The organism is Nisaea acidiphila, assembly GCF_024662015.1.
Taxonomy (GTDB): Bacteria; Pseudomonadota; Alphaproteobacteria; order Thalassobaculales; family Thalassobaculaceae; genus Nisaea; species Nisaea acidiphila.
This window is the reverse complement of sequence record NZ_CP102480.1, coordinates 3153150-3179729: the sequence shown is the minus strand read 5'-3', so window position 1 is coordinate 3179729 and position 26580 is coordinate 3153150. Positions and strand designations below refer to the sequence as shown.

Annotated in this window: 18 protein-coding genes, 3 tRNA genes and 1 pseudogene; 2 read left to right on the top strand and 20 right to left on the bottom strand. The window is 62.6% G+C overall.

Features of this window, described 5'->3' with window-relative positions:
- Positions 1-44 precede the first annotated feature (44 nt).
- The 18 genes and pseudogenes from rplC to NUH88_RS14640 form a co-directional block, all read right to left on the bottom strand.
- A pseudogene (rplC, locus tag NUH88_RS14725) lies at positions 45-746 on the bottom strand (50S ribosomal protein L3); the annotation flags it as partial.
- Positions 747-764: 18 nt separating this feature from the next.
- Complete coding sequence (gene rpsJ, locus NUH88_RS14720) at positions 765-1073, bottom strand: 30S ribosomal protein S10 (protein WP_193188693.1); 309 nt, start codon at positions 1071-1073, stop codon at positions 765-767.
- 44 nt (positions 1074-1117) lie between these two features.
- A complete protein-coding gene (gene tuf, locus NUH88_RS14715; protein WP_257767150.1) occupies positions 1118-2308 on the bottom strand; it encodes an elongation factor Tu in 1191 nt (396 codons plus the stop codon).
- Positions 2309-2364: 56 nt separating this feature from the next.
- The gene (gene fusA / locus NUH88_RS14710) at positions 2365-4440 is read right to left on the bottom strand and encodes an elongation factor G (protein ID WP_257767159.1); all 2076 of its coding nucleotides are present in this window, start codon (positions 4438-4440) and stop codon (positions 2365-2367) included.
- Positions 4441-4463: 23 nt separating this feature from the next.
- A complete protein-coding gene (gene rpsG, locus NUH88_RS14705; RefSeq protein ID WP_257767158.1) occupies positions 4464-4934 on the bottom strand; it encodes a 30S ribosomal protein S7 in 471 nt (156 codons plus the stop codon).
- Between the two features lie 12 nt (positions 4935-4946).
- Complete coding sequence (gene rpsL, locus NUH88_RS14700; protein ID WP_193189063.1) at positions 4947-5318, bottom strand: 30S ribosomal protein S12; 372 nt, start codon at positions 5316-5318, stop codon at positions 4947-4949.
- A gap of 443 nt (positions 5319-5761) precedes the next feature.
- Positions 5762-9940 (bottom strand): DNA-directed RNA polymerase subunit beta', encoded by a 4179-nt coding sequence (rpoC, locus tag NUH88_RS14695; RefSeq protein WP_257767157.1) that lies wholly within the window; start codon positions 9938-9940, stop codon positions 5762-5764.
- 137 nt (positions 9941-10077) lie between these two features.
- The gene (rpoB, locus tag NUH88_RS14690; protein WP_257767156.1) at positions 10078-14259 is read right to left on the bottom strand and encodes a DNA-directed RNA polymerase subunit beta; all 4182 of its coding nucleotides are present in this window, start codon (positions 14257-14259) and stop codon (positions 10078-10080) included.
- Positions 14260-14496: 237 nt separating this feature from the next.
- Positions 14497-14877: a 50S ribosomal protein L7/L12 gene (gene rplL, locus NUH88_RS14685; protein ID WP_257767155.1), complete on the bottom strand. Its 381-nt coding sequence runs from the start codon at positions 14875-14877 to the stop codon at positions 14497-14499.
- Between the two features lie 49 nt (positions 14878-14926).
- Positions 14927-15439, bottom strand: a complete 513-nt coding sequence (rplJ, locus tag NUH88_RS14680; RefSeq protein ID WP_257767154.1) for a 50S ribosomal protein L10 — start codon at positions 15437-15439, stop codon at positions 14927-14929.
- Between the two features lie 288 nt (positions 15440-15727).
- The gene (rplA, locus tag NUH88_RS14675) at positions 15728-16426 is read right to left on the bottom strand and encodes a 50S ribosomal protein L1 (RefSeq protein ID WP_257767153.1); all 699 of its coding nucleotides are present in this window, start codon (positions 16424-16426) and stop codon (positions 15728-15730) included.
- 4 nt (positions 16427-16430) lie between these two features.
- Positions 16431-16859: a 50S ribosomal protein L11 gene (gene rplK, locus NUH88_RS14670; protein ID WP_257767152.1), complete on the bottom strand. Its 429-nt coding sequence runs from the start codon at positions 16857-16859 to the stop codon at positions 16431-16433.
- Positions 16860-16942: 83 nt separating this feature from the next.
- Positions 16943-17473: a transcription termination/antitermination protein NusG gene (gene nusG, locus NUH88_RS14665; RefSeq protein WP_257767151.1), complete on the bottom strand. Its 531-nt coding sequence runs from the start codon at positions 17471-17473 to the stop codon at positions 16943-16945.
- A gap of 4 nt (positions 17474-17477) precedes the next feature.
- Positions 17478-17675 (bottom strand): preprotein translocase subunit SecE, encoded by a 198-nt coding sequence (gene secE / locus NUH88_RS14660; protein WP_193174086.1) that lies wholly within the window; start codon positions 17673-17675, stop codon positions 17478-17480.
- A 70-nt stretch (positions 17676-17745) separates the two neighbouring features.
- A tRNA-Trp gene (locus tag NUH88_RS14655) sits at positions 17746-17821 on the bottom strand.
- Positions 17822-17877: 56 nt separating this feature from the next.
- Positions 17878-19068, bottom strand: a complete 1191-nt coding sequence (gene tuf, locus NUH88_RS14650; protein ID WP_257767150.1) for an elongation factor Tu — start codon at positions 19066-19068, stop codon at positions 17878-17880.
- A gap of 100 nt (positions 19069-19168) precedes the next feature.
- Positions 19169-19242 (bottom strand) — tRNA-Gly (locus NUH88_RS14645).
- Positions 19243-19352: 110 nt separating this feature from the next.
- Positions 19353-19437 (bottom strand) — tRNA-Tyr (locus tag NUH88_RS14640).
- 199 nt (positions 19438-19636) lie between these two features.
- On the opposite strand from NUH88_RS14640, the gene rlmB reads away from it, so the two are divergent.
- Both rlmB and NUH88_RS14630 read left to right on the top strand, forming a co-directional pair.
- On the top strand, positions 19637-20449 hold the full coding sequence (gene rlmB / locus NUH88_RS14635) for a 23S rRNA (guanosine(2251)-2'-O)-methyltransferase RlmB (protein WP_257767149.1): 813 nt from the start codon (positions 19637-19639) through the stop codon (positions 20447-20449).
- 145 nt (positions 20450-20594) lie between these two features.
- The gene (locus NUH88_RS14630) at positions 20595-22067 is read left to right on the top strand and encodes a hypothetical protein (protein ID WP_257767148.1); all 1473 of its coding nucleotides are present in this window, start codon (positions 20595-20597) and stop codon (positions 22065-22067) included.
- A gap of 3 nt (positions 22068-22070) precedes the next feature.
- Here the strand turns inward: NUH88_RS14630 and NUH88_RS14625 are convergent, their stop codons facing one another.
- Positions 22071-22718, bottom strand: coding sequence for a c-type cytochrome (locus NUH88_RS14625; RefSeq protein WP_257767147.1), 648 nt, complete (start codon positions 22716-22718; stop codon positions 22071-22073).
- Between the two features lie 84 nt (positions 22719-22802).
- Positions 22803-26576 (bottom strand): LVIVD repeat-containing protein, encoded by a 3774-nt coding sequence (locus NUH88_RS14620; protein WP_257767146.1) that lies wholly within the window; start codon positions 26574-26576, stop codon positions 22803-22805.
- Positions 26577-26580: the final 4 nt, after the last annotated feature.

The following is a 26580-nucleotide window of genomic DNA, read 5'->3' as shown; positions in this document are numbered from 1 at the left end:
GCTTCGACAGCAGCCTCGACCGCGGTTTCCTCGGCTTCGGCAACCTCTTCCGCCGGGGCCGCCTCTTCCGCCGGAGCGCGCACGGCGCCCGGGAACGGGAGGTTTTCCGGCAGCTTCCCCTTCACGGCGTCGGAAACCAGAACCCAGCCGCCCTTGGCGCCCGGGACCGATCCCTTGACCAGGATCAGGCCGCGGTCGGCATCGAGCTGAACCACTTCGAGGTTCTGCGTCGTCACCCGCTCGTCACCGAGGTGACCGGCCATCTTCTTGCCTTTCCACACCCGGCCCGGATCCTGGGAGTTACCCGTGGAACCGTGAGCACGGTGGGAGATCGAGACGCCGTGGCTGGCGCGCAGGCCGCCGAAATTGTGCCGCTTCATGGCACCGGCGAAGCCCTTACCGATCGAGGTGCCGACGACGTCGACCTTCTGACCGGCGACGAAATGGTCGGCGGTGATTTCCGCACCGACCTCAAGCAGGGCATCCGCGCTGACACGGAACTCGGCCAGCTTGCGCTTCGGCTCGACCTTCGCCTTGGCGAAATGGCCGCGCATCGGCTTGCTGACGCGCTTCACCTTGGCGGCACCGACGCCGAGCTGGACCGCGGAATATCCGTCGGTCTCCTCGGTGCGGACGCCCACCACCTGGCAGCTGTCCATTTTCAGGACCGTGACCGGCACGTGGTCACCGCTTTCGGTGAACACACGGGTCATGCCCATCTTCTGTGCGATTACTCCGGAACGCATGAAACCAATCCTTCAGCGTTAGAGCTTGATCTCGACGTCAACGCCGGACGCGAGATCGAGCTTCATCAGAGCGTCGACCGTCTGCGGAGTCGGATCGACGATGTCCAGAACCCGCTTATGAGTGCGGATTTCGAATTGCTCACGGCTCTTCTTGTCGATGTGCGGGCCGCGAAGAACGGTGAAACGCTCGATACGGGTCGGCAGCGGGATCGGGCCCTTGACCTGCGCGCCGGTGCGCTTCGCCGTGTTCACGATCTCGCCGGTCGACTGGTCGAGGACCCGGTGATCGAACGCCTTGAGGCGGATTCTGATATTCTGACTGTCCATTTTTTCAATCTCCGGCCCGCTCGACGAGCCTCATGAACGATCCGTTATTCGACGATTTTGGCGACGACGCCGGCGCCGACGGTGCGGCCGCCTTCGCGGATGGCGAAGCGCAGGCCCTCATCCATGGCGATCGGCGCGATCAGCTGAACCGTCATCGCGATGTTGTCGCCCGGCATCACCATCTCGGTGCCTTCCGGAAGCTCGACCGTCCCCGTCACGTCCGTCGTGCGGAAGTAGAACTGCGGGCGGTAGTTCGAGAAGAACGGCGTGTGACGGCCGCCCTCGTCCTTCGTCAGGATGTAGGCCTCGCAGGTGAACTTCGTGTGCGGCGTGATCGAGCCCGGCTTCGCCAGAACCTGACCCCGCTCCACGTCCTCGCGCTTCGTGCCGCGCAGCAGAACGCCGACATTGTCGCCGGCCTCGCCGCGGTCGAGCAGCTTGCGGAACATCTCGACGCCCGTGCAGGTCGTCTTCGTCGTGTCCTTGATACCCACGATCTCGATTTCGTCGCCCACGCTCACGATGCCGCGCTCGACACGGCCGGTCACCACGGTGCCGCGGCCCGAGATCGAGAACACGTCTTCGATCGGCATCAGGAACGACTGGTCGACCGGACGCTCAGGCTGCGGAATGTAGGCGTCAACCTGTTCCATCAGCTCGAGAATGGCCTTCTTGCCGATCTCTTCGTTGCTGTCTTCAAGAGCCGCAAGAGCGGAGCCCTTCACGATCGGAATATCGTCGCCCGGGAAGTCGTAGGACGACAGAAGCTCGCGAACCTCGAGCTCGACCAGCTCAAGAAGCTCTTCGTCATCGACCTGGTCGACCTTGTTCAGGAACACCACAAGCGCCGGAACGCCAACCTGGCGCGCCAGAAGAATGTGCTCGCGGGTCTGCGGCATCGGGCCGTCCGCGGCCGACACGACCAGGATCGCGCCGTCCATCTGCGCCGCACCCGTGATCATGTTCTTCACATAATCAGCGTGACCCGGGCAGTCGACGTGCGCGTAGTGACGGTTCGCCGTCTCGTACTCAACGTGCGCCGTCGAAATCGTGATACCGCGCGCCTTCTCTTCAGGCGCCTTGTCGATCTGGTCGTACGCCTGGAAGTCAGCGCCGCCAGACTCAGCCAGCACCTTCGTGATCGCCGCCGTCAGCGACGTCTTGCCGTGGTCGACGTGGCCGATCGTACCAATGTTGCAATGCGGCTTTGTCCGCTCAAACTTTTCCTTCGCCATGGTTCTAGGCTCCGTACCTTTGGTTCTTCGTTTTCGTTACCGACACTAGCGGAGCATCAGGCCAGGTTCGCGCGGACTTCGTCCGCAACCGCCTGGGGCACCTGCTCATAGTGGTCGAACTGCATGGTGTATTGCGCACGTCCCTGGCTCATGGAGCGCAGGGTGTTCACATAGCCGAACATGTTGGCCAGCGGCACCATGGCGTCGATGACGCGGGCATTGCCGCGCTGATCCATGCCACCCACCTGGCCACGGCGGCTGTTCAGGTCGCCGATGATGTCGCCCATGTAATCTTCCGGGGTCACAACCTCAACCTTCATGATCGGCTCGAGGAGCTTCGGACCGGCTTTCTGCATGCCTTCCTTGAAGGCCGCCCGCGCCGCGATTTCGAACGCCAGCACGCTGGAGTCCACATCGTGGGAGGCGCCGTCGATCAGCTCGACCTTGAAGTCGATCACCGGGAAGCCGGCGAGCACGCCGGTATCCTTGGAGGACTCGAGGCCCTTCTGGACGCCCGGGATGTATTCCTTCGGAACCGCACCGCCGACGATCTTGTTCTCGAAAACGAAACCTTCGCCGACCTCGGACGGACCGAACACCAGCTTCACCCGGGCGAACTGACCGGAACCGCCGGTCTGCTTCTTGTGGGTGTAGTCGATCTCGGCGGTCTTCGTGATGGTCTCGCGATAGGCGACCTGCGGGGCGCCGACATTGGCGTCGACCTTGAATTCGCGCTTCATGCGGTCGACCAGGATCTCGAGATGGAGCTCGCCCATGCCCTTGATCACGGTCTGGCCGCTCTCGTGGTCGACGGAAACGCGGAAGGACGGATCCTCGGCCGCGAGACGCTGCAGGGCGTTGGACATCTTTTCCTGGTCGCCCTTGGTCTTCGGCTCGACGGCGACCTCGATGACCGGATCCGGGAACTCCATGCGCTCCAGGATGACCTGCTTGGTCGGCTCGGTCAGGGTATCACCCGTCGTGGTGTTCTTCAGGCCCGCGATGGCGACGATGTCACCGGCACGCGCTTCCTTGATGTCTTCGCGGCTGTTGGAATGCATCAGCAGCATGCGGCCGACGCGCTCGCGATTGTCCTTCACGGTGTTCATGACCGAGGTACCCGTTTCCAGGACACCGGAATAGATCCGCACGAAGGTGAGGGAACCGACGAACGGGTCGTTCATGACCTTGAAGGCAAGACCGGCAAACGGCTCCTCATCGGACGGGTTGCGCTGGATCGGCGTCTCGCCGTCCATGGCCACACCGTTGACCGCGCCGATGTCGAGCGGGCTCGGAAGATAATCGACAACGGCGTCGAGCAGCGGCTGCACGCCCTTGTTCTTGAACGCGGAGCCGCACAGCACCGGCACGAAGGCACCGGTGATGGTGCCCTTGCGGATGCAGGCCTTGAGGGTGGCTTCGTCCGGCTCGTTGCCTTCGAGATAGGCTTCCATCGCGTCGTCGTCCATTTCGACGGCGGTCTCGATGAGCTGGGAGCGATACTCCTCGGCCTTGTCTTTCAGATTGTCCGGAATATCGACGATCTCGAATTCGGCCCCGAGAGATTCGTTAAGCCAGCGGATCGCCTTCATCTGCATGATGTCGACAACACCGGCGAATTCGGACTCGGCACCGAGCGGCATCTGCATGACCAGCGGGGTCGCGCCGAGACGGTCGATGATCATGTCGACGCAGCGATAGAAGTCGGCGCCGATGCGGTCCATCTTGTTGACGAAGCAGATCCGCGGAACCTTGTATTTGTCAGCCTGGCGCCAGACGGTTTCGGACTGCGGCTCGACACCGGCGACCGAGTCGAACACGGCGACCGCACCGTCGAGCACACGCAGCGCACGCTCGACCTCAATGGTGAAGTCGACGTGACCCGGGGTGTCGATGATGTTGATGCGGTTGTCGTTCCAGAAACAGGTCGTCGCGGCGGACGTAATGGTGATGCCCCGCTCCTGCTCCTGCTCCATCCAGTCCATGGTGGCGGCGCCGTCGTGGACTTCACCGATCTTGTAGGAACGGCCCGTGTAATAGAGCACACGTTCGGTCGTGGTCGTCTTACCGGCATCGATGTGCGCCATGATGCCGATATTGCGATATTTCTCGAGCGGATGAGTCCTAGCCATAACGTCCGTCCAATATCCCTGGGTTACCAGCGGTAATGCGAGAAAGCTTTATTCGCTTCGGCCATGCGGTGCGTGTCTTCACGCTTCTTCACCGCGGCGCCGCGATTGTTGATGGCGTCCATCAGCTCACCGGAGAGACGATCCACCATGGTGTTTTCCGAGCGCTTGCGCGCGGCGTCGATGGTCCAACGGATGGCCAACGCCTGCGCGCGGTCGGAACGCACTTCCACCGGCACCTGATAGGTCGCGCCACCGACACGGCGGGAGCGAACCTCGACATGCGGCTTCACGTTACCCAGCGCTTCATGGAACACGGCGACCGGCTGCTGGCCGGTGCGCGCCTCGATCTTGTCGAAGGCACCGTAGACGATGCTCTCGGCAACCGAGCGCTTGCCGTCATACATGAGGCAGCTCATGAACTTCGAAACGACCGTATCGCCGAATTTGGCGTCGGGCAGAACTTCACGTTTCTCTGCGCGATGGCGTCGGGACATCCCAGTCTCTCCTTACTTCGGACGCTTCGCGCCGTACTTGGAACGGCGCTGACGGCGGTCCTTGACACCCTGGGTGTCCAGCGTGCCGCGAATGATGTGATAGCGAACGCCCGGAAGGTCCTTCACACGGCCGCCGCGGATCATCACGACGGAGTGTTCCTGAAGGTTGTGGCCCTCACCGGGAATGTAGCTCGTCACTTCGAAACCGTTGGTCAGACGGACACGCGCGACTTTACGCAGCGCGGAGTTCGGCTTCTTCGGCGTCGTTGTGTAAACGCGCGTGCACACGCCACGCTTTTGCGGGCAGGCTTCCAGCGCGGGCACTTTATTGCGAACGACAGGTGCCTTACGGCCCTGCCGAATCAGCTGGTTGATCGTCGGCATTCAGTCGATCCCTCTCGACTACAAAACACATTGCGCAAACAACAATCAGCCCCAGGGCCCCGCCCTAGCGGCCAATTATCGTCTCTGCTTCGGGGTTCGCGGGCGAACCTATTTAAGTTCCAGCATTTCGCCGGGGCTGCGTCTGACAATTCGCGCCGTTTCCGACCACGGTGTCACTACCAGCCCTGCAAAGGCTGGCGGATACTATTTATGCGCCCCTTGTGGGTCAAGGACTCATTTCCGCTTTTTTCCGCATACCGCCTATATGCGCAATGCAGGCCTGAAAGCCACAAAATCAGCCAATTTCCGGGACCGGACCGAACCTTGTCCGGCCGATTTGCGCAAGATTATGCCCGGCGCCGTCGGAGCGGATGCAAAACGGCGCCCGGACTCGCATCCGGGCGCCGCTTTCGTTCGAGACTCGAACTCTGTTTCTTGTCGTCTTACTCGGCGGCAGGGACCTGCTCGCCGGCTTCGCCTTCCTCGGCGATCGCCGGGGCTTCCTCCTGAGCCGGAGCCAGGGCGCGATCGCGTTCGGCGGCAAGCCGCTTCAGGCGATTCATCACGCTGCCGGTACCGGCCGGGATCAGGCGGCCGACGATGACATTTTCCTTCAGCCCCTCGAGCTGATCCTTCTTTCCGGAAACGGCCGCCTCGGTGAGGACGCGGGTGGTTTCCTGGAAGGACGCGGCCGAGATGAAGGACCGGGTCTGCAGCGAGGCCTTGGTGATGCCTTGCAGGATCGGGATCGCCTTGGCCGGACGGAGATCTTCGGCGAGCGCCTTTTCGTTGGCCTCGTCAAACTCGTCGCGGTCGACGGTCTCGCCGACCAGCAGCGTGGTATCGCCGGCATCGGAGATTTCGACCTTTTGCAGCATCTGGCGGACGATCACTTCAATATGCTTGTCGTTGATCTTCACGCCCTGCAGTCGGTAGACGTCCTGGATCTCGTTGATGAGGTATTCGGCGAGCGCCGGAACCCCGAGAACGTTGAGGATGTCGTGCGGCACCGGGTTGCCGTCCATCAGCAGGTCGCCGACCTGGACATAGTCGCCTTCCTGAACCGCGAGGTGCTTGCCTTTCGGGATCAGGTACTCGACCGTTTCCTTCTCCTCTTCCTGCGGCACCACCATGATCCGGCGCTTGGTCTTGTAGTCCTTGCCGAATTCGACGCGGCCCTCGGATTCGCTGATGATCGCGTAATCCTTCGGCTTGCGCGCCTCGAACAGTTCCGCAACGCGGGGCAGACCACCCGTGATGTCGCGGGTCTTGGAGGATTCCCGCGGGATACGGGCGAGCACGTCGCCGGCCTTCACCTTCGCGCCGTTATCGACGGAGAGGATCGCGTCGACGGACATGAAGTAGCGGGCCTCCAGACCGTTGGCGAGTTCGATGACCTCACCTGCATCGTCACGCAGCGTGACGCGCGGACGCAGATCGCCGCCGCGGGCCTGCTGCTTCCAATCGATGACAACGCGGGAGGCGATACCGGTCGCTTCGTCGGTGACCTCCTTCATGGAGACGCCGTCGACGAGGTCGACATAGTGCGCGGTACCTTCCTTTTCGGTGATGATCGGAATGGTGTACGGATCCCAGTCGGCCAGCTTGTCGCCCGGCTTCACGGCCAGATCGTCGTCGACGAAAAGGCGCGAACCGTACGGAATCCGGTGACGGGCCCGTTCGCGGCCCTGTTCGTCCTGGAGCACCACTTCGGTGTTCCGGCTCATGACGATCAGAATGCCTTCGGAGTTCTTCACCACGTTCCGGTTCAGGACCTTCACCTTGGCGTCGAAGGACGCCTCGATGCTGGACTGTTCGGCACCACGCTGCGCGGCACCGCCGATGTGGAAGGTTCGCATGGTCAGCTGGGTGCCCGGCTCGCCGATGGACTGGGCGGCAATCACGCCGACCGCCTCGCCGATATTGACCCGCGTACCGCGAGCGAGATCTCGGCCGTAGCAGCTGGCACAGACGCCGACTTTGCTTTCGCAGGTCAGCACCGAGCGCAGACGCACTTCGTCGATGCCGGCCCGCTCGATCGCGTCGACCAGGGCCTCGTCGATGATGGTGCCCGCATCGGCGATCTTTTCGCCGGTCAGCGGCGCGAGCAGGTCGTCGGCACAGGTCCGGCCGAGGATCCGCTCGCTCAGCGGTTCGATCACCTCGCCACCCTCGACGACCGCCTTCACCGAGATGCCGCGGTCGGTCCCGCAATCCTCTTCGGTGATGATGCAATCCTGGGCCACGTCGACGAGACGGCGCGTCAGGTAACCGGAGTTCGCGGTCTTCAGCGCGGTATCGGCGAGGCCCTTACGGGCGCCGTGGGTCGAGTTGAAGTATTCAAGGACGGTCAGGCCCTCCTTGAAGTTCGAGATGATCGGGGTCTCGATGATCTCACCGGACGGCTTGGCCATCAGGCCGCGCATGCCGGCGAGCTGCTTGATCTGCGTCGCGGAACCACGAGCGCCGGAATGGGCCATCATCCAGACGGAGTTGACGGGCTTGCCCGGCTCCATGTTGGACATGTGCTCCATCATGCGCTCGGCGACGGTGTCGGTGCAGCGCGACCAGACGTCGATCACCTTGTTGTACTTCTCGCCCTGGGTGATGAGACCGTCGAGATACTGCTGCTCGAACTCCTTCACCTCGGACTGGGCCTCTTCGACCAGTTCCTGCTTGGCGTCCGGAATGATCAGATCGTCCTTGCCGAACGAGATGCCGGCCCGGCAGGCATGACCGAAGCCGAGGGTCATCAGGCGGTCGGCGAAGATCACCGTGTCCTTCTGCCCGCAGTGGCGATAGACCATGTCGATAACGTTCTGAACTTCCTTCTTCGTCATCAGCTTGTTGATGCTCGAATAGGGCAGGTTCGGGTTTTTCGGCAGCAGCTGCGCGATCTTGAGGCGGCCCGGGGTGGTTTCCACCCGCTTGGTCACTTCCTCGCCGTTTTCGTCAAAGGTATCGACGCGGGCTTCGATCTTGGTGTGCAGCGTGACAGCACCGCTGTTCAGAGCGTGCTCGATCTCGCCCATATCGGCGAAGGCCATGCCTTCGCCCGGCATGCCCTCGCGCTCAAGGGTCATGTAGTAGAGGCCGAGGATGATGTCCTGGGACGGCACGATGATCGGCTTACCGTTCGCGGGGCTGAGAATGTTGTTGGTGGACATCATCAGCACGCGGGCTTCGAGCTGTGCTTCCAGAGAGAGCGGCACGTGGACCGCCATCTGGTCGCCGTCGAAGTCGGCGTTGAACGCGGTACAGACCAGCGGGTGCAGCTGGATCGCCTTGCCTTCGATCAGCACCGGCTCGAAAGCCTGGATGCCGAGGCGGTGCAGGGTCGGCGCGCGGTTCAGCAGCACCGGATGCTCGCGGATCACCTCTTCGAGGATGTCCCAGACTTCCGGGCGCTCTTTTTCCACCATTCGCTTGGCGGCCTTGATGGTGCTCGCGAGGCCGTAGAGCTCCAGCTTGGAGTAAATGAACGGCTTGAACAGCTCGAGCGCCATCTTCTTCGGCAGACCGCACTGGTGCAGCATCAGGCTCGGGCCGACAACGATCACGGAACGGCCGGAATAGTCGACACGCTTGCCGAGCAGGTTCTGACGGAAGCGGCCCTGCTTGCCTTTCAGCATGTCGGACAGCGACTTCAGCGGACGCTTGTTGGCACCGGTGATGACGCGGCCGCGACGGCCGTTGTCGAACAGGGCGTCGACGGCTTCCTGCAGCATGCGCTTTTCGTTCCGGACGATGATGTCCGGCGCGCGCAGCTCGATCAGCCGCTTCAGACGATTGTTCCGGTTGATCACCCGGCGATAGAGATCGTTAAGGTCGGAGGTCGCGAAGCGGCCGCCATCCAGCGGAACCAGCGGGCGCAGTTCCGGCGGAATGACCGGGATCACGTCGAGGATCATCCATTCCGGACGGCAGCCGGATTCTTCGAAGGCCTCGATCAGCTTCAGACGCTTGACCAGCTTCTTGCGCTTGGCTTCCGAACCGGTGGTGCGGAGCTCCTCGCGAATGTTTTCCTTTTCCTCGTCGAGATCGAGGCCGCCCATCATTTCCTTCAGCGCCTCGGCGCCGATCATGGCCTTGAAGGTGTCCTCGCCATACTCGTCCTGGGCGTCGAAATACTCTTCCTCGCCGAGAAGCTGGCCGTACTTGAACGGCGTCAGGCCCGGCTCGGTGACGACGAAGCTCTCGAAATAGAGGATCCGCTCGAGATCCTTCAGCGTCATGTCCAGCAGCAGGCCGATGCGGCTCGGCAGCGACTTCAGGAACCAGATATGGGCGACCGGGGAGGCTAGCTCGATATGGCCCATCCGCTCGCGGCGGACCTTGGAGAGGGTGACCTCGACGCCGCACTTCTCGCAGATGATGCCGCGATACTTCATCCGCTTGTACTTGCCGCACAAGCACTCGTAGTCCTTGATCGGACCGAAGATCCGGGCGCAGAACAGACCGTCGCGCTCCGGCTTGAAGGTCCGGTAGTTGATGGTCTCGGGCTTCTTGATCTCGCCGAAGGACCAGGAGCGGATCCGTTCCGGGCTCGCGATCGCGATCCGGATGTGATCGAAGCTCTGCGGGCCGGACGGCTGACCAAAGATGTTCATCAACTCGTTCATCAAGCATCTCCTTACGTCACTGGGACGTTGTGCGCCGACTTACCGTTCAGTGTGGGCGACGCGGCCGGTCACGGCAAGTCCGCTTCCGGCAGGATAGAGAACCGGGCGGGATCCCGACGGGATCCGCCCGGAAAGGCTTACAGCTGCTCCTGCTCGAGCTCGACATTCAGGCCGAGGGAGCGGAGTTCCTTCACGAGAACGTTGAAGGATTCCGGGATCCCGGCCTCGAAATTGTCGTCGCCGCGGACAATCGCCTCGTACACCTTGGTCCGGCCGGACACGTCGTCCGACTTCACCGTCAGCATTTCCTGCAGGGTGTAGGCGGAGCCGTAGGCCTCGAGAGCCCAGACCTCCATCTCACCGAAGCGCTGGCCGCCGAACTGGGCCTTACCGCCCAGCGGCTGCTGGGTGACGAGGCTGTACGGGCCGATAGAACGGGCGTGGATCTTGTCGTCCACGAGGTGGTGCAGCTTCAGCATGTAGATGTAGCCGACAGTCACCTTGCGGTCGAAGACCTCGCCGGTCCGGCCGTCGATCAGGGTCACCTGACCGGTCGAGTCGAGACCGGACAGATCCAGCATGTCGACGATGTCCTCTTCCCGGGCGCCGTCGAACACCGGCGTGCCCATCGGAACGCCGCGGCTGAGATTGCCGGCCAGCTCGAGGATCTCGTCGTCGTCCAGCGGCTCGATCTCGGCCTTGTACTGCTCCTCGCCGTAGACCTTCTTGAAGAGCGTCTTGAAGTCGCCCTTCTTGGCCTGGTCGTGCAGATCGGAAAGCATCTTGTTGATCTGCAGTCCGAGACCGTGCGAGGCCCAGCCGAGGTGGGTTTCGAGAATCTGACCGACATTCATGCGGCTCGGCACGCCGAGCGGGTTCAGCACGATATCGACCGCGGTGCCGTCTTCGAGATACGGCATGTCTTCGACCGGGTTGATCTTGGAGATCACGCCCTTGTTGCCGTGGCGGCCGGCCATCTTGTCGCCCGGCTGCAGCTTGCGCTTCACCGCGACGAAGACCTTGACCATCTTCATGACGCCCGGCGGCAGTTCGTCTCCGCGCTGCAGTTTGTCGACCTTGTTGTCGAAGCGGGCCTGGAGCTCCTCGACGCTCTTGTCGAACTCGCTCTTCATGCCTTCCAGATATTCCATCCGGGCTTCGTCTTCGACGGCGAACTGGCGCCACTGGCCCTGGGTGAACTCGCCGAGCACCGCGTCGGTGATCTCGACGCCGCCCTTGAAGCCTTTCGGGCCGGACACCGCCTTCTGGCCGAGGAGCTGTTCCTTGAGGCGGGCGAAGAAGCCCCGCTCGAGGATCGCCCGTTCGTCGTCGCGGTCCTTTGCGAGACGCTCGATCTCGGCACGTTCGATCGCGAGCGCACGCTCGTCCTTGTCGACGCCGCGGCGGGAGAAGACCCGCACCTCGACGACCGTACCGGTGACCCCCGGCGGCACCTTCAGGGAGGTGTCGCGGACGTCGGAGGCCTTCTCGCCGAAGATGGCACGCAGAAGCTTTTCTTCCGGCGTCATCGGGCTCTCGCCCTTCGGCGTGACCTTGCCGACCAGGATATCGCCCGGGTTCACCTCGGCGCCGATATAGACCATGCCGGCCTCGTCGAGATTCTTCAGAGCCTCTTCGCCGACATTCGGGATATCGCGGGTGATCTCTTCCTGACCCAGTTTGGTATCGCGGGCCATGATCTCGAATTCCTCGATATGGATCGAGGTGAACACGTCGTCACGGACGATGCGCTCGGAGATCAGGATCGAGTCCTCGAAGTTGTAGCCGTTCCACGGCATGAAGGCGACGAGCACGTTCCTGCCGAGCGCGAGCTCGCCGAGATCCGTGGACGGGCCGTCCGCCATGATGTCGCCGGCGACGACCCGGTCACCGACCTTCACCAGCGGACGCTGGTTGATGCAGGTGTTCTGGTTCGAGCGCTGGAACTTCAGCAGCGAGTAGATGTCGACGTTGCTTTCCGTGGAGGCGGTCTCCTCCGTGGCGCGGACAACGATACGGGTCGCGTCCACCTGGTCGACGATGCCGGAGCGGCGGGCGACGATGGTCACGCCGCTGTCGCGGGCGACACGGGCTTCCATGCCGGTACCGACGAACGGCGCTTCCGCCTTCACCAGCGGCACGGCCTGCCGCTGCATGTTGGACCCCATCAGCGCGCGGTTCGCATCGTCGTTCTCGAGGAACGGGATCAGAGCCGCGGCGACGGAGACCAGCTGCTTCGGCGACACGTCGATCAGATGGATGTCTTCCGGACGCGCGAGGGCGAATTCACCCTGGCGGCGGACCGGCACCAGCTCCTCGACGAAGCGGCTGTCCTTGTCGACCGGCGCGTTGGCCTGGGCAACCGTGTAACGTCCCTCTTCCATCGCGGAAATGTAGCGCACCTCGTCGGTGACCTTGCCGTCAACGACCTTGCGGTACGGGGTTTCGATGAAGCCGTACTGGTTGACGCGGGCATAGGTGGCCAATGAGTTGATCAGACCGATGTTCGGACCTTCCGGGGTTTCGATCGGGCAGATCCGGCCGTAGTGGGTCGGGTGCACGTCGCGGACCTCGAAGCCCGCGCGCTCGCGGGTGAGACCGCCCGGGCCAAGCGCCGAGAGACGCCGCTTGTGGGTGATCTCGGAGAGCGGGTTGGTCTGGTCCATGAACTGGGAAAGCTGCGAGGACCCGAAGAACTCGCGCACCGCGGCGGCAGCCGGCTTCGCGTTGATCAGGTCGTGCGGCATGACGGTGTCGATCTCGACCGAGCTCATGCGCTCGCGGATCGCGCGCTCCATGCGCAGCAGACCGACACGGTACTGGTTCTCCATCAGTTCGCCGACGGAGCGGACACGGCGGTTGCCGAGATGGTCGATATCGTCGATCTCGCCCTTGCCGTCCTTCAGGTCCACGAGGATCTTGAGGATCGCGAGGATGTCTTCCTTGCGCAGGGTGCGCAGCTGGTCGTCGGTTTCCTGGTCGAGGCGGGCGTTCATCTTCACCCGGCCGACGGCGGAGAGGTCATACCGCTCGCTGTCGAAGAACAGACCGTCGAACAGGCTCTCGGCCGTCTCGAGGGTCGGCGGCTCGCCCGGACGCATGACGCGGTAGATATCGACCAGCGCCTCTTCGCGGGTGGTGTTCTTGTCGAGCGCGAGCGTGTTGCGCAGATAGGCACCGACCGTCATATGGTCGATCGCCAGCACCGGCAGCTCTTCCACGCCGGCATCGCTAATCACCTGCAGCAGATCTTCGGTGACCTCGTCGCCGGCTTCGACCAGCACTTCGCCGGTTTCCGGGTTGATGATGTCGATGGCGATATACTGACCGACGAGATCCTCGCTCGGAACATAGATGTCCTTGAGGCCGGCTTCGGTCAGCTTGCGCGCGAGACGCGGGGTCATCTTGTCGCCGAGCTTGGCGACGACTTCGCCGGACGCGGCGTCGACCAGATCGCGGGCGAGCTTCTGACCGCGCAGACGATTGCCGTCGAACTCGGTTTTCCAGCCTTCGCCGTTCTTCGTGTAGAGAACGTTCTCGTAGAAGTGGCTGAGGATGTTCTCCGCCGAGAGCCCGGTCACCATGGCCCGGTTCGGCTCTTCGCCGGTCTCGTGGCACTGCTTCAGATAGGCTTCCGCCTCGTCGCTCATCAGCGCGTAGAGCAGCGTGGTCGCGGGCAGCTTGCGGCGGCGGTCGATGCGCACATAGAGAATGTCCTTGGCGTCGAACTCGAAGTCGAGCCAGGAACCGCGATACGGGATCACGCGGGCGGCGAACAGATACTTGCCCGAGGAATGGGTCTTGCCCTTGTCATGGTCGAAGAAGACGCCCGGAGACCGGTGCATCTGGGAAACGATGACGCGCTCGGTGCCGTTGATGACGAAGGTACCGTTCTTCGTCATGAGCGGCATGTCGCCCATATAGACGTCCTGCTCCTTGATGTCGCGAATTGAGCGGGAGCCGGTCTCTTCCTCCACGTCCCAGACGACGAGACGCAGGGTCACCTTCAGCGGCGCGGCGAAGGTGATTCCCCGCTGCTGGCATTCCTCAACGTCGTATTTCGGCGTCTCGAGCTCGTAGCTGACGAACTCGAGCATGGCGCGCTCGGAGAAATCCTTGATCGGGAAGACGGACTTGAACACTTCCTGAAGCCCGAGGACCTCGCGATCCTCCGGGGACACGTCCTTCTGCAGGAACAGATCGTAGGAGCTTTTCTGCACCTCGATCAGGTTCGGCATCGGAGACGCTTCGGAAATGCGCCCGAAATCCTTGCGCACACGCTTGCGACTGGTGAAGGAACCAACGGAGGAAATCGCCATGGTCAAACCTCGCCCACCTTTGTTCTATCTGGAGCGGTCGGGACGGGTATCCGTCCGCTCCATGGCTCCCGCGCCCGCCGCGAGAGCCGCCTGTTCGGCCGACCGGGAACCCCGGTCTCCCGGCCTTACCGCTGGGGCGCTAACGCACCAGAGGTAAGAACGGGAAAAAGGCAGGGTAACGCGCGCACCGTCCGGCGCGCGCGTACCCCACCCATATTCTCAAGTAACGCCAAGGCGTTACTTCAGCTCGACAGTAGCACCAGCTTCTTCGAGCTTCTTCTTGATTTCTTCGGCTTCGTCCTTGGAAGCGCCTTCCTTGACCGGCTTCGGCGCGCCCTCGACGAGGTCCTTGGCTTCTTTCAGGCCAAGACCGGTGATGCCGCGAACTTCCTTGATCACGTTGATCTTCTTGTCGCCGGCAGCAGCCAGGATGACGTCGAAAGAGTCCTTTTCTTCGGCAGCGGCCGCACCGCCGGCATCACCGCCCGCAGCAGCGGCAACGGCAACCGGAGCGGCAGCGGAAACGCCCCACTTCTCTTCGAGCAGCTTCGAGAGTTCAGCCGCTTCCAGAACCGTCAGCGAGGACAGCTCTTCAACAATTTTCTCAAGATCAGCCATTTTCAATTACTCCAGACTTGAGCTTCGTTAAACGGAGTGGATCGACCACTCACCCCTCTTTGCTGCTGTAGGCACCGATGACCCGAGCCACCTGACCAGCAGGTGCCTGCACGACGCCGGCAATCCGGGTCGCCGGGGTCTGGATCATGCCCAGCAGCTTCGCACGCAGTTCGTCGAGAGACGGCAACTTGGCGAGGGCCTTGACCGCATTGACATCCAGTACCTTCGATCCGATGGCACCACCGACAATGGTCAGTTTCTCGTTTTCGTTGGCGAACTCGACGGCAACCTTGGCGGCCGCAACAGGATCCTCGGACGTAGCAATCGCCGTCGGGCCCTTGAACGACTCGTCAAGGTTTTCGTACTCCGTGCCTTTCAGAGCGAGACGAGCGATCCGATTTTTCGTGACTTTGTACCGAGCCCCTGCCGCACGCATCTTGCCGCGAAGGTCATTGACCTCGTCGACCGTCAGCCCGACCTGATGGGTAACCACGACAACCGCGGCATCCGTGAAGGTCTTGTTCAGGGTCTCGACCAGAGCCGCTTTTTCAGTACGGTTCACTGATCATCTCCGCATCTGCGGGCCCCGGCAACGCGCCGAAGCCCCCTTTGCACATGAACCGGCAAACACCATGCCTGCCGGCCCGGTTCGCCTGTCCCAGAAGCTCAAACGTCAGACAGTCCCGGCAGCGGCCGGGATCGAAATCGGTTATCACCCCCGTCTATACGGGAAATTAAGCCGCCGCGGCCGAAGCCCCTTTGGCACCCGTAGTCTCGGACAGGTCGGAGCCGCACCCGAAGGTCCGGCTCCTGTTCCCGGCCCCGAGGGGCCGGAACTTCAACGACAGGCTCAGGCAGTGCCGAGAGCCGCCGTATCCACTTTCACGCCCGGCCCCATGGTGGAGCTGAGAGCGACGCGCTTGACGTAGGTGCCCTTGGCGCCCGACGGCTTCGCGCGGTTGATCGCATCGACGAACGCGGTGGCGTTCTCGAGGAGCTGGTCCTCGGAGAAGCTCGCCTTGCCGATACCGGCATGCACGATGCCGGCGCGCTCGACGCGGAATTCCACCTGACCTGCCTTGGCGGCGGTCACGGCCGCCGCGACATCGGCGGTCACGGTGCCGAGCTTCGGGTTCGGCATCAGGCCGCGAGGGCCAAGCACCTTACCGAGGCGGCCGACGAGGGCCATCATGTCCGGGGTCGCGATGACCCGGTCGAAGTCCATCCGGCCGTCCTGGATTTCCTGCATCAGGTCATCCGCACCGACGATCTCCGCACCCGCTTCGCGCGCTTCGTCCGCCTTCGCATCCTTCGCGAAGACCGCGACGCGCACGGACTTGCCGGTGCCGTGCGGCAGCGCGACGACGCCGCGCACCATCTGGTCGGCATGACGCGGATCGACACCGAGATTCATCGAGATTTCGACGGTCTCGTCGAACTTCGCCTTGGCGCCGTTCTTGACCAGCTTCACCGCTTCGTCGAGCGCGTGCAGCTTCAGCCGGTCGACGCTTTCATAGGCACCCTTGAGACGCTTACCAAGCTTCGCCATCGTCTTACTCCACAACCTCGACGCCCATCGAACGGGCGGAACCGCGGATCATGTTGCACGCGCCTTCGAGATCGACCGCGTTCAGATCCGGCATCTTCGCTTCGGCGATCTCACGGACCTGGTCCATGGTGATCTTGCCGGCGACTTCCTTGCTCGGGTTGCTCGCACCCTTCGGCAGCTTGGCAGCCTTCTTGATGAAGTAGCTGGCCGGCGGCGTCTTGGTGACGAAGCTGAAGGTCCGGTCCTGATAGGCGGTGATCACCACCGGGATCGGCATGCCTTTTTCCATGCTGCCGGTCGCGGCGTTGAACGCCTTGCAGAACTCCATGATGTTCAGACCGCGCTGACCCAGCGCCGGTCCGACCGGCGGAGACGGGTTCGCCTCACCGGCCTTGATCTCCAGCTTGATATAGCCAGCGATCTTCTTAGCCATAATCGTTACCTCTCATTATGCCGGGCGGTACGGCGCACCCCGAGGATTTCCGGGCTGCCTCCCGCGCGACCGTCAAACGGACGTCAGATCTTCTCGACCTGGGTATATTCCAGCTCGACCGGGGTCGACCGTCCGAAAATCGACACCGCAACCTTGAGACGGGACTTTTCCTCGTCCACGTCTTCAACATAGCCGTTGAAGGACGCGAACGGCCCGTCGGAAACACGCACCTGTTCGCCGACCTCGAAGACGACCGAGGGCTTCGGCCGTTCGACGCCTTCGGCGACCTGCTTGATGATCCGCTCGGCTTCCGATTTCGAGATCGCCTGGGGCTTGCCCTTGCTCCCGAGGAAACCGGTCACCTTCGGCTGGTCCTGCACGAGGTGCCAGCTCTGGTCGGTCATCACCATCTTCACGAGGATGTAGCCGGGGAAAAACTTGCGCTCGGCGTTCACTTTCGTGCCGCGTCGCATTTCCACGACTTCCTCGGTCGGAACCAGGACTTCTTCGATCAGGTCTTCCATCTCGTGCGCAGCGGCCTGCTCGCGAATGGCCTGCGCGACCTTCTTCTCGAAGCCGGAATAGACATGGAGGACGTACCAACGTGCCGCCATGGGCTCAGGCTCCCAATCCAAGAATGAACTTTACGCCCCACGACAGCGCGCCATCGACAAGGAAAAAGAAGATAGACGCGAGCGTTACCATGATGAAAACCATCATAGTGCCCACGCCTGTTTCCTTGCGACTCGCCCAGGTTACCTTGGAAACTTCCTGGCGTACCTGACGGACGAATTGCGCCGGAGAAACCTTTGCCATCGTGATCCGTTTCTGTCAGCCGGGCTGTATAGCGCCCCGGCCGAATGAAATCAACTCTGCAGAAGAAGCGTGGCAGGAGTGGCAGGGATCGAACCCGCAACCCCCGGTTTTGGAGACCGGTGCTCTACCAATTGAGCTACACTCCTAAGCCGCGCTGCAAGCGGCCGCCCCGGGCTCCCGAAAGAGCCGGGGCGGCAGCCTGTTATTCGACGATTTTGGCGACGACGCCGGCGCCGACGGTGCGGCCGCCTTCGCGGATGGCGAAGCGCAGGCCCTCATCCATGGCGATCGGCGCGATCAGCTGAACCGTCATCGCGATGTTGTCGCCCGGCATCACCATCTCGGTGCCTTCCGGAAGCTCGACCGTCCCCGTCACGTCCGTCGTGCGGAAGTAGAACTGCGGGCGGTAGTTCGAGAAGAACGGCGTGTGACGGCCGCCCTCGTCCTTCGTCAGGATGTAGGCCTCGCAGGTGAACTTCGTGTGCGGCGTGATCGAGCCCGGCTTCGCCAGAACCTGACCCCGCTCCACGTCCTCGCGCTTCGTGCCGCGCAGCAGAACGCCGACATTGTCGCCGGCCTCGCCGCGGTCGAGCAGCTTGCGGAACATCTCGACGCCCGTGCAGGTCGTCTTCGTCGTGTCCTTGATACCCACGATCTCGATTTCGTCGCCCACGCTCACGATGCCGCGCTCGACACGGCCGGTCACCACGGTGCCGCGGCCCGAGATCGAGAACACGTCTTCGATCGGCATCAGGAACGACTGGTCGACCGGACGCTCAGGCTGCGGAATGTAGGCGTCAACCTGTTCCATCAGCTCGAGAATGGCCTTCTTGCCGATCTCTTCGTTGCTGTCTTCAAGAGCCGCAAGAGCGGAGCCCTTCACGATCGGAATATCGTCGCCCGGGAAGTCGTAGGACGACAGAAGCTCGCGAACCTCGAGCTCGACCAGCTCAAGAAGCTCTTCGTCATCGACCTGGTCGACCTTGTTCAGGAACACCACAAGCGCCGGAACGCCAACCTGGCGCGCCAGAAGAATGTGCTCGCGGGTCTGCGGCATCGGGCCGTCCGCGGCCGACACGACCAGGATCGCGCCGTCCATCTGCGCCGCACCCGTGATCATGTTCTTCACATAATCAGCGTGACCCGGGCAGTCGACGTGCGCGTAGTGACGGTTCGCCGTCTCGTACTCAACGTGCGCCGTCGAAATCGTGATACCGCGCGCCTTCTCTTCAGGCGCCTTGTCGATCTGGTCGTACGCCTGGAAGTCAGCGCCGCCAGACTCAGCCAGCACCTTCGTGATCGCCGCCGTCAGCGACGTCTTGCCGTGGTCGACGTGGCCGATCGTACCAATGTTGCAATGCGGCTTTGTCCGCTCAAACTTTTCCTTCGCCATCGCGCACGTGTTCCTGCTTGATTTGGCGGCCACACCGGCGCTACGCCCCGTCCATGGCCCGAATTGATCCCTCTGTTTGGCGTTCCGTGGAGCGATGCGATGGAGCGGGTGATGGGAATCGAACCCACGTATTCAGCTTGGAAGGCTGCTGCTCTACCATTGAGCTACACCCGCCCAGCTTATCGCACACCACGGCGGTGCCCGTGACTCCCGCCGCGAACACCGACCAAGCACTATACTCTCCGTCCCTGCCTTCCGGCCGGAGACCGGCGCGGCAAGCAGGATGGTGGTGGGGGTTGGATTCGAACCAACGTAGGCATAGCCAACGGGTTTACAGCCCGTCCCCTTTAGCCACTCGGGCACCCCACCGGGTTCCCCTGACGCATTTTCCGTCAACCACTTGAGTGGCTGGGCCGGACCCCGCGCTTGAAGGGAGTGCGAAATATGAGAAATAGACTCTGTTTGTCAACGGCAAAAACATGGCAAAAGCGGTCTCGGCGACATTCGTTCCATGAAAGGCCGTTCAGGCTACGGGCGAAGCCGAGCGTTCCATGATCAGGTGAGTGCCATGACGAAATCCCGCACCCGCAAACCCTCCCAAGGGCGCGGTCGCAGCAAACCAACGCAAAGCCCGGGCAGCGGCAAGGACCTTCTTTGGGGCTGGCACGCCGTCTCGATGGCGCTGCAGAACGACCGAAGGCGGATTACCGGACTGCTCTGCACGGCCCGGAGCGAGTCGGAACTGGCGGCCCGGCTTTCGGCGCTGCCGGACTCACGCCGCGCCGAACTTCCGCTCCCTTCGATACGGGACAAGGCCGTTCTCGACGCGCTTGCGGGCGACGGCGCCGTACATCAGGGCGTCATCGCCGAGGTGAAGCCGCTGCCGGACATCGCAATTGAGGATGTTATCGAAGGCGCCGCCGAACGCTCTCTCCTCGTGCTGCTCGACCAGGTTACCGATCCGCATAATGTCGGGGCGATCCTCCGCTCGGCGGCTGCCTTCGGCGCGAGCGCGGTGATCGCGACCGACCGGAATGCCGCGCCGGCGACGGGCGTGCTCGCGAAATCCGCATCCGGAGCGCTCGATGCGGTCGACCTTGTCTATGTCACGAACCTTAGCCGTTCGATGGAACTGCTGCAGGAAGCGGGATTCTGGTGCATCGGGCTCGACGGCGAGGCGGAAAAGACGATCGACGCGGTCGACCTGACCGGCCGGATCGCGATCGTCATGGGCGCTGAAGGCAGCGGACTGCGACGGCTGACGCGGGAACATTGCGACTTCCTTGTGCGACTTCCGACATCGGGTCCCGTCGCTACCCTGAATGTCTCCGCCGCCACATCCGCGACGCTCTATGAAGCGGCCCGCCAGAATCTTGGTTAATTCCATAGCAAATAGTGGCTTATACCACTTGCATATTCGACTGTGGGCTATAGAACACGTGGGTTAAACGTGGTTTAATTCGAAGGTAAAAAGCGATAATTCCTTTGGAATCATGAGCTTTTTTCCGGGAATCGTTTGTTCGCGCATGACGGATCAGCAAAAAGCCGAAGCTCAGAATTTCAAGGACGCGATCTGCGAGGAAGTTCCAGACTTCTTTTCGCGCAAGTCCCGCGATGCGATCGGACGGGCTGCCGGACGCTATCTGCAATCCGTCCGGATTACTCCGACCGAGCTGCTGCACTCGACACGCCATCAGCGCGTCTTCAGCGATGCCGGACAAACCTTGATGCAGGCGGTGCAGAAAACCTCCATCGCTCAGGTCAAAGGCACCCAGATGCCGGTCAGCGAGCGCGTCCGCCGTCTCTACGAGCTGACCGACGCTCTGCATAAGACATGCCTCGAAAAGCTTGAGAAAGATCCGCCCGAGAAACTGGACAAGGACAACCTGCCTGATCTGATCGGCATGCGTCCGGGCGAGAAACCCGACGACTACGCTTTCCGCGTCCGCGCCGTCCTTACCGAAACGCTCGACGGAGTGAAGGACTGGGTAAAGAAATTCGAGCTGCTGCACGAGATCGGGCATTCGATTACCGGCATCGAGGCCTTCGGGCATTTCGACCCCTTCATCGCCGAGATCCTGCGCGCACCGGACGCGGCGAAGAACATCTTCGGCCAGATGGCCTCGACCGGCGAGGAAGTCGAACGCCTGATGGCTCTTTATCGCGGCGAGGTCGAGCCGTTTGAGGCGCCGGACAAGCCCGCCAATGCGAAGAACTTTTATGCCCTCGCCAAATCCGGCTATATCCCCGAAACCCGCGACGTCATCCTGCGCCTACTGATCCGTGCCCTCGAGTCGAGCGGCAAGCTGACCCGTGGCAATCTTGGTGCGGAACTGGAACAGGTCCGCGCCATCTACAATAAACTGAAGACGCCGAACGGTTTCCTCGGCGGCGAGGAATGCGAGACCGCGCTGCAGAAGCGCGAGGCCTCCCTGCTGAGCGATGAAACGATCGATCTGGTCGTTGGCGGGCGCATCGACATCTCGGAAAAGATTCTGATGGCCCTGCAACTGCGAAAAGGCGCCATCAGCGAGAAAGGGCTCGACTATCTGTCCAAATATGTGACCTCGGTGATGGGCCAGCCCGACTTCGAGCGCGCCGTCAGCTCGAACGAAGGCTCACTCGAAGACAAGCTCGCCCTGCTCGCAAAGATTCACAAGGAGACCAAGGCGAACCGGTTCCCGCCGCGGATTGAGGATCGTATCTGCAATGTCGCCGAGGAACTGCAGGCAGCGCTGCTCGAGAAGTCGAATTTCTACAAGAAGCTCGACGGCCGGCAGGCGACCACAGCGGCAAAGGCCCTCAAGGTCATCAACATGCTCGCTGACGGAACCCTTATCGGATCCGGCAACGTCAAATTTGCCCGCAAGACAGTACACGACTTCATGAAGAAGCCGGATTTTCTCGAGAGCTACATCGCCGAAGGCAGCGCCGAGACGGACAAGAAGGCGCATCTGAAGGATCTCGAGCAGCGCCTCAAAGCCGCAGGCCTTGCCTGAGAACTAGCCGCCGGGCGATCGCGACGCCGCGGCCTCTTCCTGTTTCGCCCGGACCTCGTCCCGCCAACGGCTTTTCATGAACGCGACGATGGCCCAGATTCCGGCATCCGGAATCTGGATTTCGAATCCCGGCATGTCGTTCTTGTAACTGCGCGGCGAGAACGGCTGGCCGCCATATTTGATCACGTCGAAAATATCGTCGTCGCTGAGACGCCATGTCGGCGCCGAACCGTCGAGCGGCAAGGCCGGCCGGTGCCCGGTCGGGAAATCGCCGTCCCAGCCCTCCTGCCCCTCCAAAGCGTCCCCGTGACAGAAGGCACAATTCCTGCGGTAGAGGGTCTGCCCTTCGGCGACCAGGACCGGGTCATCCCAGTTCGCCTGTACCGCCGTCTCCAGCATGCGCCGGTCGTAGTAGATCGAAACCGCGGTGATAAGGATCGCTATCAGGGTCGCTACTGCGAGAAAACGGCCTTTCGGACCGAGCTTGCGGGAAAGGCGGCCGACCAAGCCCCGCTCGGCGGCTTCGACCTCGTCCTCGGCCTGATCGACCAGAGCGCGGAGCATATGGTCGCTGCGCCGTTCCGTGCCGAACGCACGAGCCCTCATCCGCGCCAGTCGGCGCGCGCGGCGTTCGTCACCGGTACGGCTCATGTTCCGTCTCCGCAAACCTTGGACGCTTCGACATGTCCGGAATGATACGACAAGGCACCATGCCGGGCCAATGCTGCCACGCCGTCAGTTCGCCTTCGCCTGCTGCTCATCCGCCGGAACGAAGTCCTGCTCACGCACCTCGTCGCTGACGAAATACGGGTTCCCGGACTTGTTCAGGTAGAAGTGCTTCATCTCTTCGAGCGTGAAGGGACGCGAGCCGAGCCGGCCGAAGATCGCGATCTGTCCGCCGGTCTCGTCCACGCCCCGGTCGCGGTCGAGCCCTTTGGAAAGCGCGAGTGCCGGATAGGCTGTCTTCTTCCAGGCGATGAGCTCCGGTTTCGGCTCCGGGCTGAACCCGTAATAGCGCGGCTGGGTGTCCGGTGCCGTCAGCTGGATCACCTTCAGCCCGTTCACCCCGTCAGCCACATAGGCGAAAAGCGAGGCGTTGGTGGAACCGACGACGACGTCCCGGGCATCGGAGATCGCCCCGTCCGCGTCGAACATCTGGTGCAGGACCGGCATTGCCGGGTTCTTCACATTGAGGATCGCAAGCCCGTCGCGGCCGTTCGCGACATAGGCATAGGTCCGCGCGACATAGATGCGCTGCGCATCGGCGAGCGGCACCATCGCCCCCGGAACTTTCCGAATTCCGCGCGGGTCGGTCACGTCGAAGACCTTCACACCCTCGGCATCGCTGGCAAAGAGGTAGCGGAACTGCACCGCCGTCGCACGCGGATCCTTCATCGGGATCGTCGCCGCCAGCACGGGCTCGAGCGGATTGTCGAGATCGAGCACGACCAGACTCTTCGGGGTGGTCACGTAGGCGAAGTGGCCGGCGATGGTGATGTGACGCGCACCGGTCAGCACGCCGCCCTCGTTCCAGGTCACCGCACGGTCGAGGAAATTGTTGCGCGGCTCGCCGTCCGCCATCGTGTTGACGTCGACGAGATAAAGTCCCTCCTCCGCGTCAGTCACCAGCGCATAGTTATAGATTGGATGGAAAGGCTGTTCCTGGTTTGCCACCCGCATCAACTCGCCCTCGTTGCGTGGCGGATGGATCGGTTGGGTGCTGGGCAGAGCCATACAGGTCGCGTTCGCGCTTTCCACCTGGGTGTCGTGGCCGAGTTCGGAGAAGGGCGCGGTGATGATCCGCTGGCTGAAACCCTTGTTGGCGATCGAGGCGACATCGTAGACATGGAAGCCGCCCGGACCTTCGGCGGTGAAGAGATACTCTCCCCGCAACTGCACGCAATTGGCCGCGCCCGGGCCGTCATGGCTGTAGCTTTCCTGAAGCTCCCGCCCGGCCTGCTGATGATCCTCGTACCAGTCCGGATAGGCATAGCGCTGCAGGTAGGAGCCTATCACCGCCTGCGGCTCGTCCCATTCCGTCACGCGCACCGCCTCGATGCCGCCGTCGCCGCCGACCCAGGCATTGTAGCCGACGAAGTTCACGAAGTTGGTGCCGAGCAGCAGGAGCTGGGCCATTCGGGCATTGTTGTCGTTCGCCTCGGAAAGATGGCAATCGGAACAGGTCTTGGTCTCTTCCTTGCGCACCGTGTGCGGGAAATGCGGCGCGAAAGCCTGGCTCGAATAGCCCGAGGCCGCGATCGGCGGCTGCTGGATGTATATTTTCTCTCGATTGATGTTGGTCGAGGAGAGAATCAGCGCCGAGGAGGAGCGGACCGGTGCGATCGTGTTGCCTTTCGGCGTGGAGTGCCTGCCGAGCTGGAACATCTGATCGCGCACGACCTGCGGATTGTAGGTCGCGTAGTTCCGGGTCTCGCCGCCCTCGTAGTGATGACGCTCCGTCTTCCAGTTGGCCTGGATAGGAAGGTGGCAGCCGGCGCAGCTCGTGGTCCAGGAGAGATGGCAGGTGAAGCATTCCATCTCGTCGTCCTTGTGCGCCCGCGCCTCCTTCGGAACGCCGGGGCCCCAGGACATATCGTCCGGATCGCCTTTCATCAGCTTCGCCCGCGCGGCCTTGGAATTGTAGTCCGCGCTTGCGGGGTCGACCGTGTTCTTGACCAGGCTGACCTCCCATTCGAGCCCCTCCCAGAGGGCCGAACGCTGGATCAGCGTCTTGCCGCGCCACTCGAAGCGGCGCGAACCGTCAGAATTGCGCGTCAGCGAGATGTCGGTCCCCCCCTCGGGCGCGGCCGGACCGGATGTCAGCAAAGTCGGATACTCATCCGCCGTGCCGTGGCAATCCTGGCAGGTGATCTCGATCGTATTTGCGACCTCGCCATAGAGATGCCCGTTGCCGTGCGCGTCCTGCTCGAAATGACAATCGACGCAATGCATGCCGACATCCAGATGGATCGACGACATGTGGACGGCCTTCTTGAACTTGTCCGGATCGTCCGGCGGGACGATGTTGCCGTCCTTGTCCAAGAGGTTACCCGCCTCGTCCTTCTTGAAGATCGCGCGGAAGTTCCAGCCATGGCCGTGATAATCGGCGAACTGGGTATTGTTCAGTTTCGGATTCATCTCCGAGACCTTGGCGAGAAATGCCCGGTCGCCCCAGAGGCCGCGGATCGCCGCCTCTTCCGGGTTCCGCTCGAGGATCGCGTGCATCTCCGCGTTGCTCGGATATTTCTGCTCCTCCGGCCACATGTGCGGGGCGTCCGACTCGTAGTCCCACATGGTGTAGCCGAGGAACGAGTTCACGAAGACGTTCGGCTGGTGCATATGGCAGACCATGCACTGGCTGGTCGGGATCGCGCTGGTGAATTCGTGTTTCAGCGGATGTCCGGGCTCGTTCTTCGGAATGGTCGGGTCGGCCGTATCCGTCACCCCCATATGTCCGTGCGCCGCATAAGGTCCCGAATGGCGCGGATCGCGATCGTTGGCATAGACCACGTGACAGGAGGCGCAGCCGGAGGACCGGAAATCCCCCGGCTGGTCGTTGGTGCCGAGAAACCAGGTGAAGGGGTCGTTCAGGCGGGTCTTGTGGATATTGATCACAGGGACCGCGATGCGAAGGCCGGTGCCCGGGCCGCGGTTCGACTGCCGGAGATCCGGCCGACCCGGCTCTTCCAGCCGCTGCAGCTGACCGAGCGCGTTCGGCAAGCCTATTTCCGGGAACAGGTTGACGATGTTCCGTCCACCGCGCTCGAAGACCCGGAAGATGTCGCCCGGCGGGATCACCTCCCAGGCCGGCATCGGCACGAGGCTGCCGAGCACTCCGGTCGCCTTCATCTCGTCGGTAGGCTCCACCGGGTTGGTCAGCGCCGCCGGCTGACCGTCGCGCGTATAGGCCTCGCCGAGGATGTAGTTCTTGTAGGGCAGAATGCCGTTGTTGTAGGCCGCCCCGCCCCAGAGCATGGCGCCGGTCGCCATCAGGCTGTTCTTCGCGGCCTTGATCTCGCGCGCGTGGCAGGCGCCGCAGGCCTCGTCGACGACGCGATAATCGCTCGGATTGACGAAGCGGATGAATTCCGGGCTTTCCCGGTTCAGCAGCGTGTAGGAGCGCTCCGGATTGGCGCTCGCCGGATAGTGCCAGCTCTCTGGATAGCGCGGCTGCACATGAGCCATGTCTAGTGCCGTGCGATAGGCCGCCTCCGAGGGCGCGCCTTCGGACGGCTTCTTCACCGTCGCATCGCCGCCGTGACAGTCCGTACAGCCGATCGGTACACCGCCCGTGCGGTGCATGCTCGGCTCGTCGGTCTCGGTATGGCAGCTCATGCAGCCGGCGCTCTTGGCGTCGATCGCTTCCTGAGGCTGCCATTTCGGCGCCGGCGGCGTCACCGTGTAGTGGATGTCGCGGGGTTTTTCGCCCGCAGCCGCCATGACCGCCTGCGGCGCAGCGGCAAATACCGCTAGGAGCAAAGTCAGGATGATTGGAGTGCCGCGCCGCATCACC

What these genes read in the sequence shown, in the direction of transcription:
- tuf (WP_257767150.1), bottom strand. Translation starts at nt 19,068, where the DNA reads ATGGCGAAGGAAAAGTTTGAGCGGACAAAGCCGCATTGCAACATTGGT.
- NUH88_RS14625 (WP_257767147.1), bottom strand. Translation starts at nt 22,718, where the DNA reads ATGAGCCGTACCGGTGACGAACGCCGCGCGCGCCGACTGGCGCGGATG.
- rplL (WP_257767155.1), bottom strand. Translation starts at nt 14,877, where the DNA reads ATGGCTGATCTTGAGAAAATTGTTGAAGAGCTGTCCTCGCTGACGGTT.
- rpoC (WP_257767157.1), bottom strand. Translation starts at nt 9,940, where the DNA reads ATGAACGAGTTGATGAACATCTTTGGTCAGCCGTCCGGCCCGCAGAGC.
- rpsG (WP_257767158.1), bottom strand. Translation starts at nt 4,934, where the DNA reads ATGTCCCGACGCCATCGCGCAGAGAAACGTGAAGTTCTGCCCGACGCC.
- secE (WP_193174086.1), bottom strand. Translation starts at nt 17,675, where the DNA reads ATGGCAAAGGTTTCTCCGGCGCAATTCGTCCGTCAGGTACGCCAGGAA.
- nusG (WP_257767151.1), bottom strand. Translation starts at nt 17,473, where the DNA reads ATGGCGGCACGTTGGTACGTCCTCCATGTCTATTCCGGCTTCGAGAAG.
- tuf (WP_257767150.1), bottom strand. Translation starts at nt 2,308, where the DNA reads ATGGCGAAGGAAAAGTTTGAGCGGACAAAGCCGCATTGCAACATTGGT.
- rpsL (WP_193189063.1), bottom strand. Translation starts at nt 5,318, where the DNA reads ATGCCGACGATCAACCAGCTGATTCGGCAGGGCCGTAAGGCACCTGTC.
- NUH88_RS14630 (WP_257767148.1), top strand. Translation starts at nt 20,595, where the DNA reads ATGACGGATCAGCAAAAAGCCGAAGCTCAGAATTTCAAGGACGCGATC.
- rpoB (WP_257767156.1), bottom strand. Translation starts at nt 14,259, where the DNA reads ATGGCGATTTCCTCCGTTGGTTCCTTCACCAGTCGCAAGCGTGTGCGC.
- rlmB (WP_257767149.1), top strand. Translation starts at nt 19,637, where the DNA reads ATGACGAAATCCCGCACCCGCAAACCCTCCCAAGGGCGCGGTCGCAGC.
- fusA (WP_257767159.1), bottom strand. Translation starts at nt 4,440, where the DNA reads ATGGCTAGGACTCATCCGCTCGAGAAATATCGCAATATCGGCATCATG.
- rplA (WP_257767153.1), bottom strand. Translation starts at nt 16,426, where the DNA reads ATGGCGAAGCTTGGTAAGCGTCTCAAGGGTGCCTATGAAAGCGTCGAC.
- rpsJ (WP_193188693.1), bottom strand. Translation starts at nt 1,073, where the DNA reads ATGGACAGTCAGAATATCAGAATCCGCCTCAAGGCGTTCGATCACCGG.
- rplK (WP_257767152.1), bottom strand. Translation starts at nt 16,859, where the DNA reads ATGGCTAAGAAGATCGCTGGCTATATCAAGCTGGAGATCAAGGCCGGT.
- NUH88_RS14620 (WP_257767146.1), bottom strand. Translation starts at nt 26,576, where the DNA reads ATGCGGCGCGGCACTCCAATCATCCTGACTTTGCTCCTAGCGGTATTT.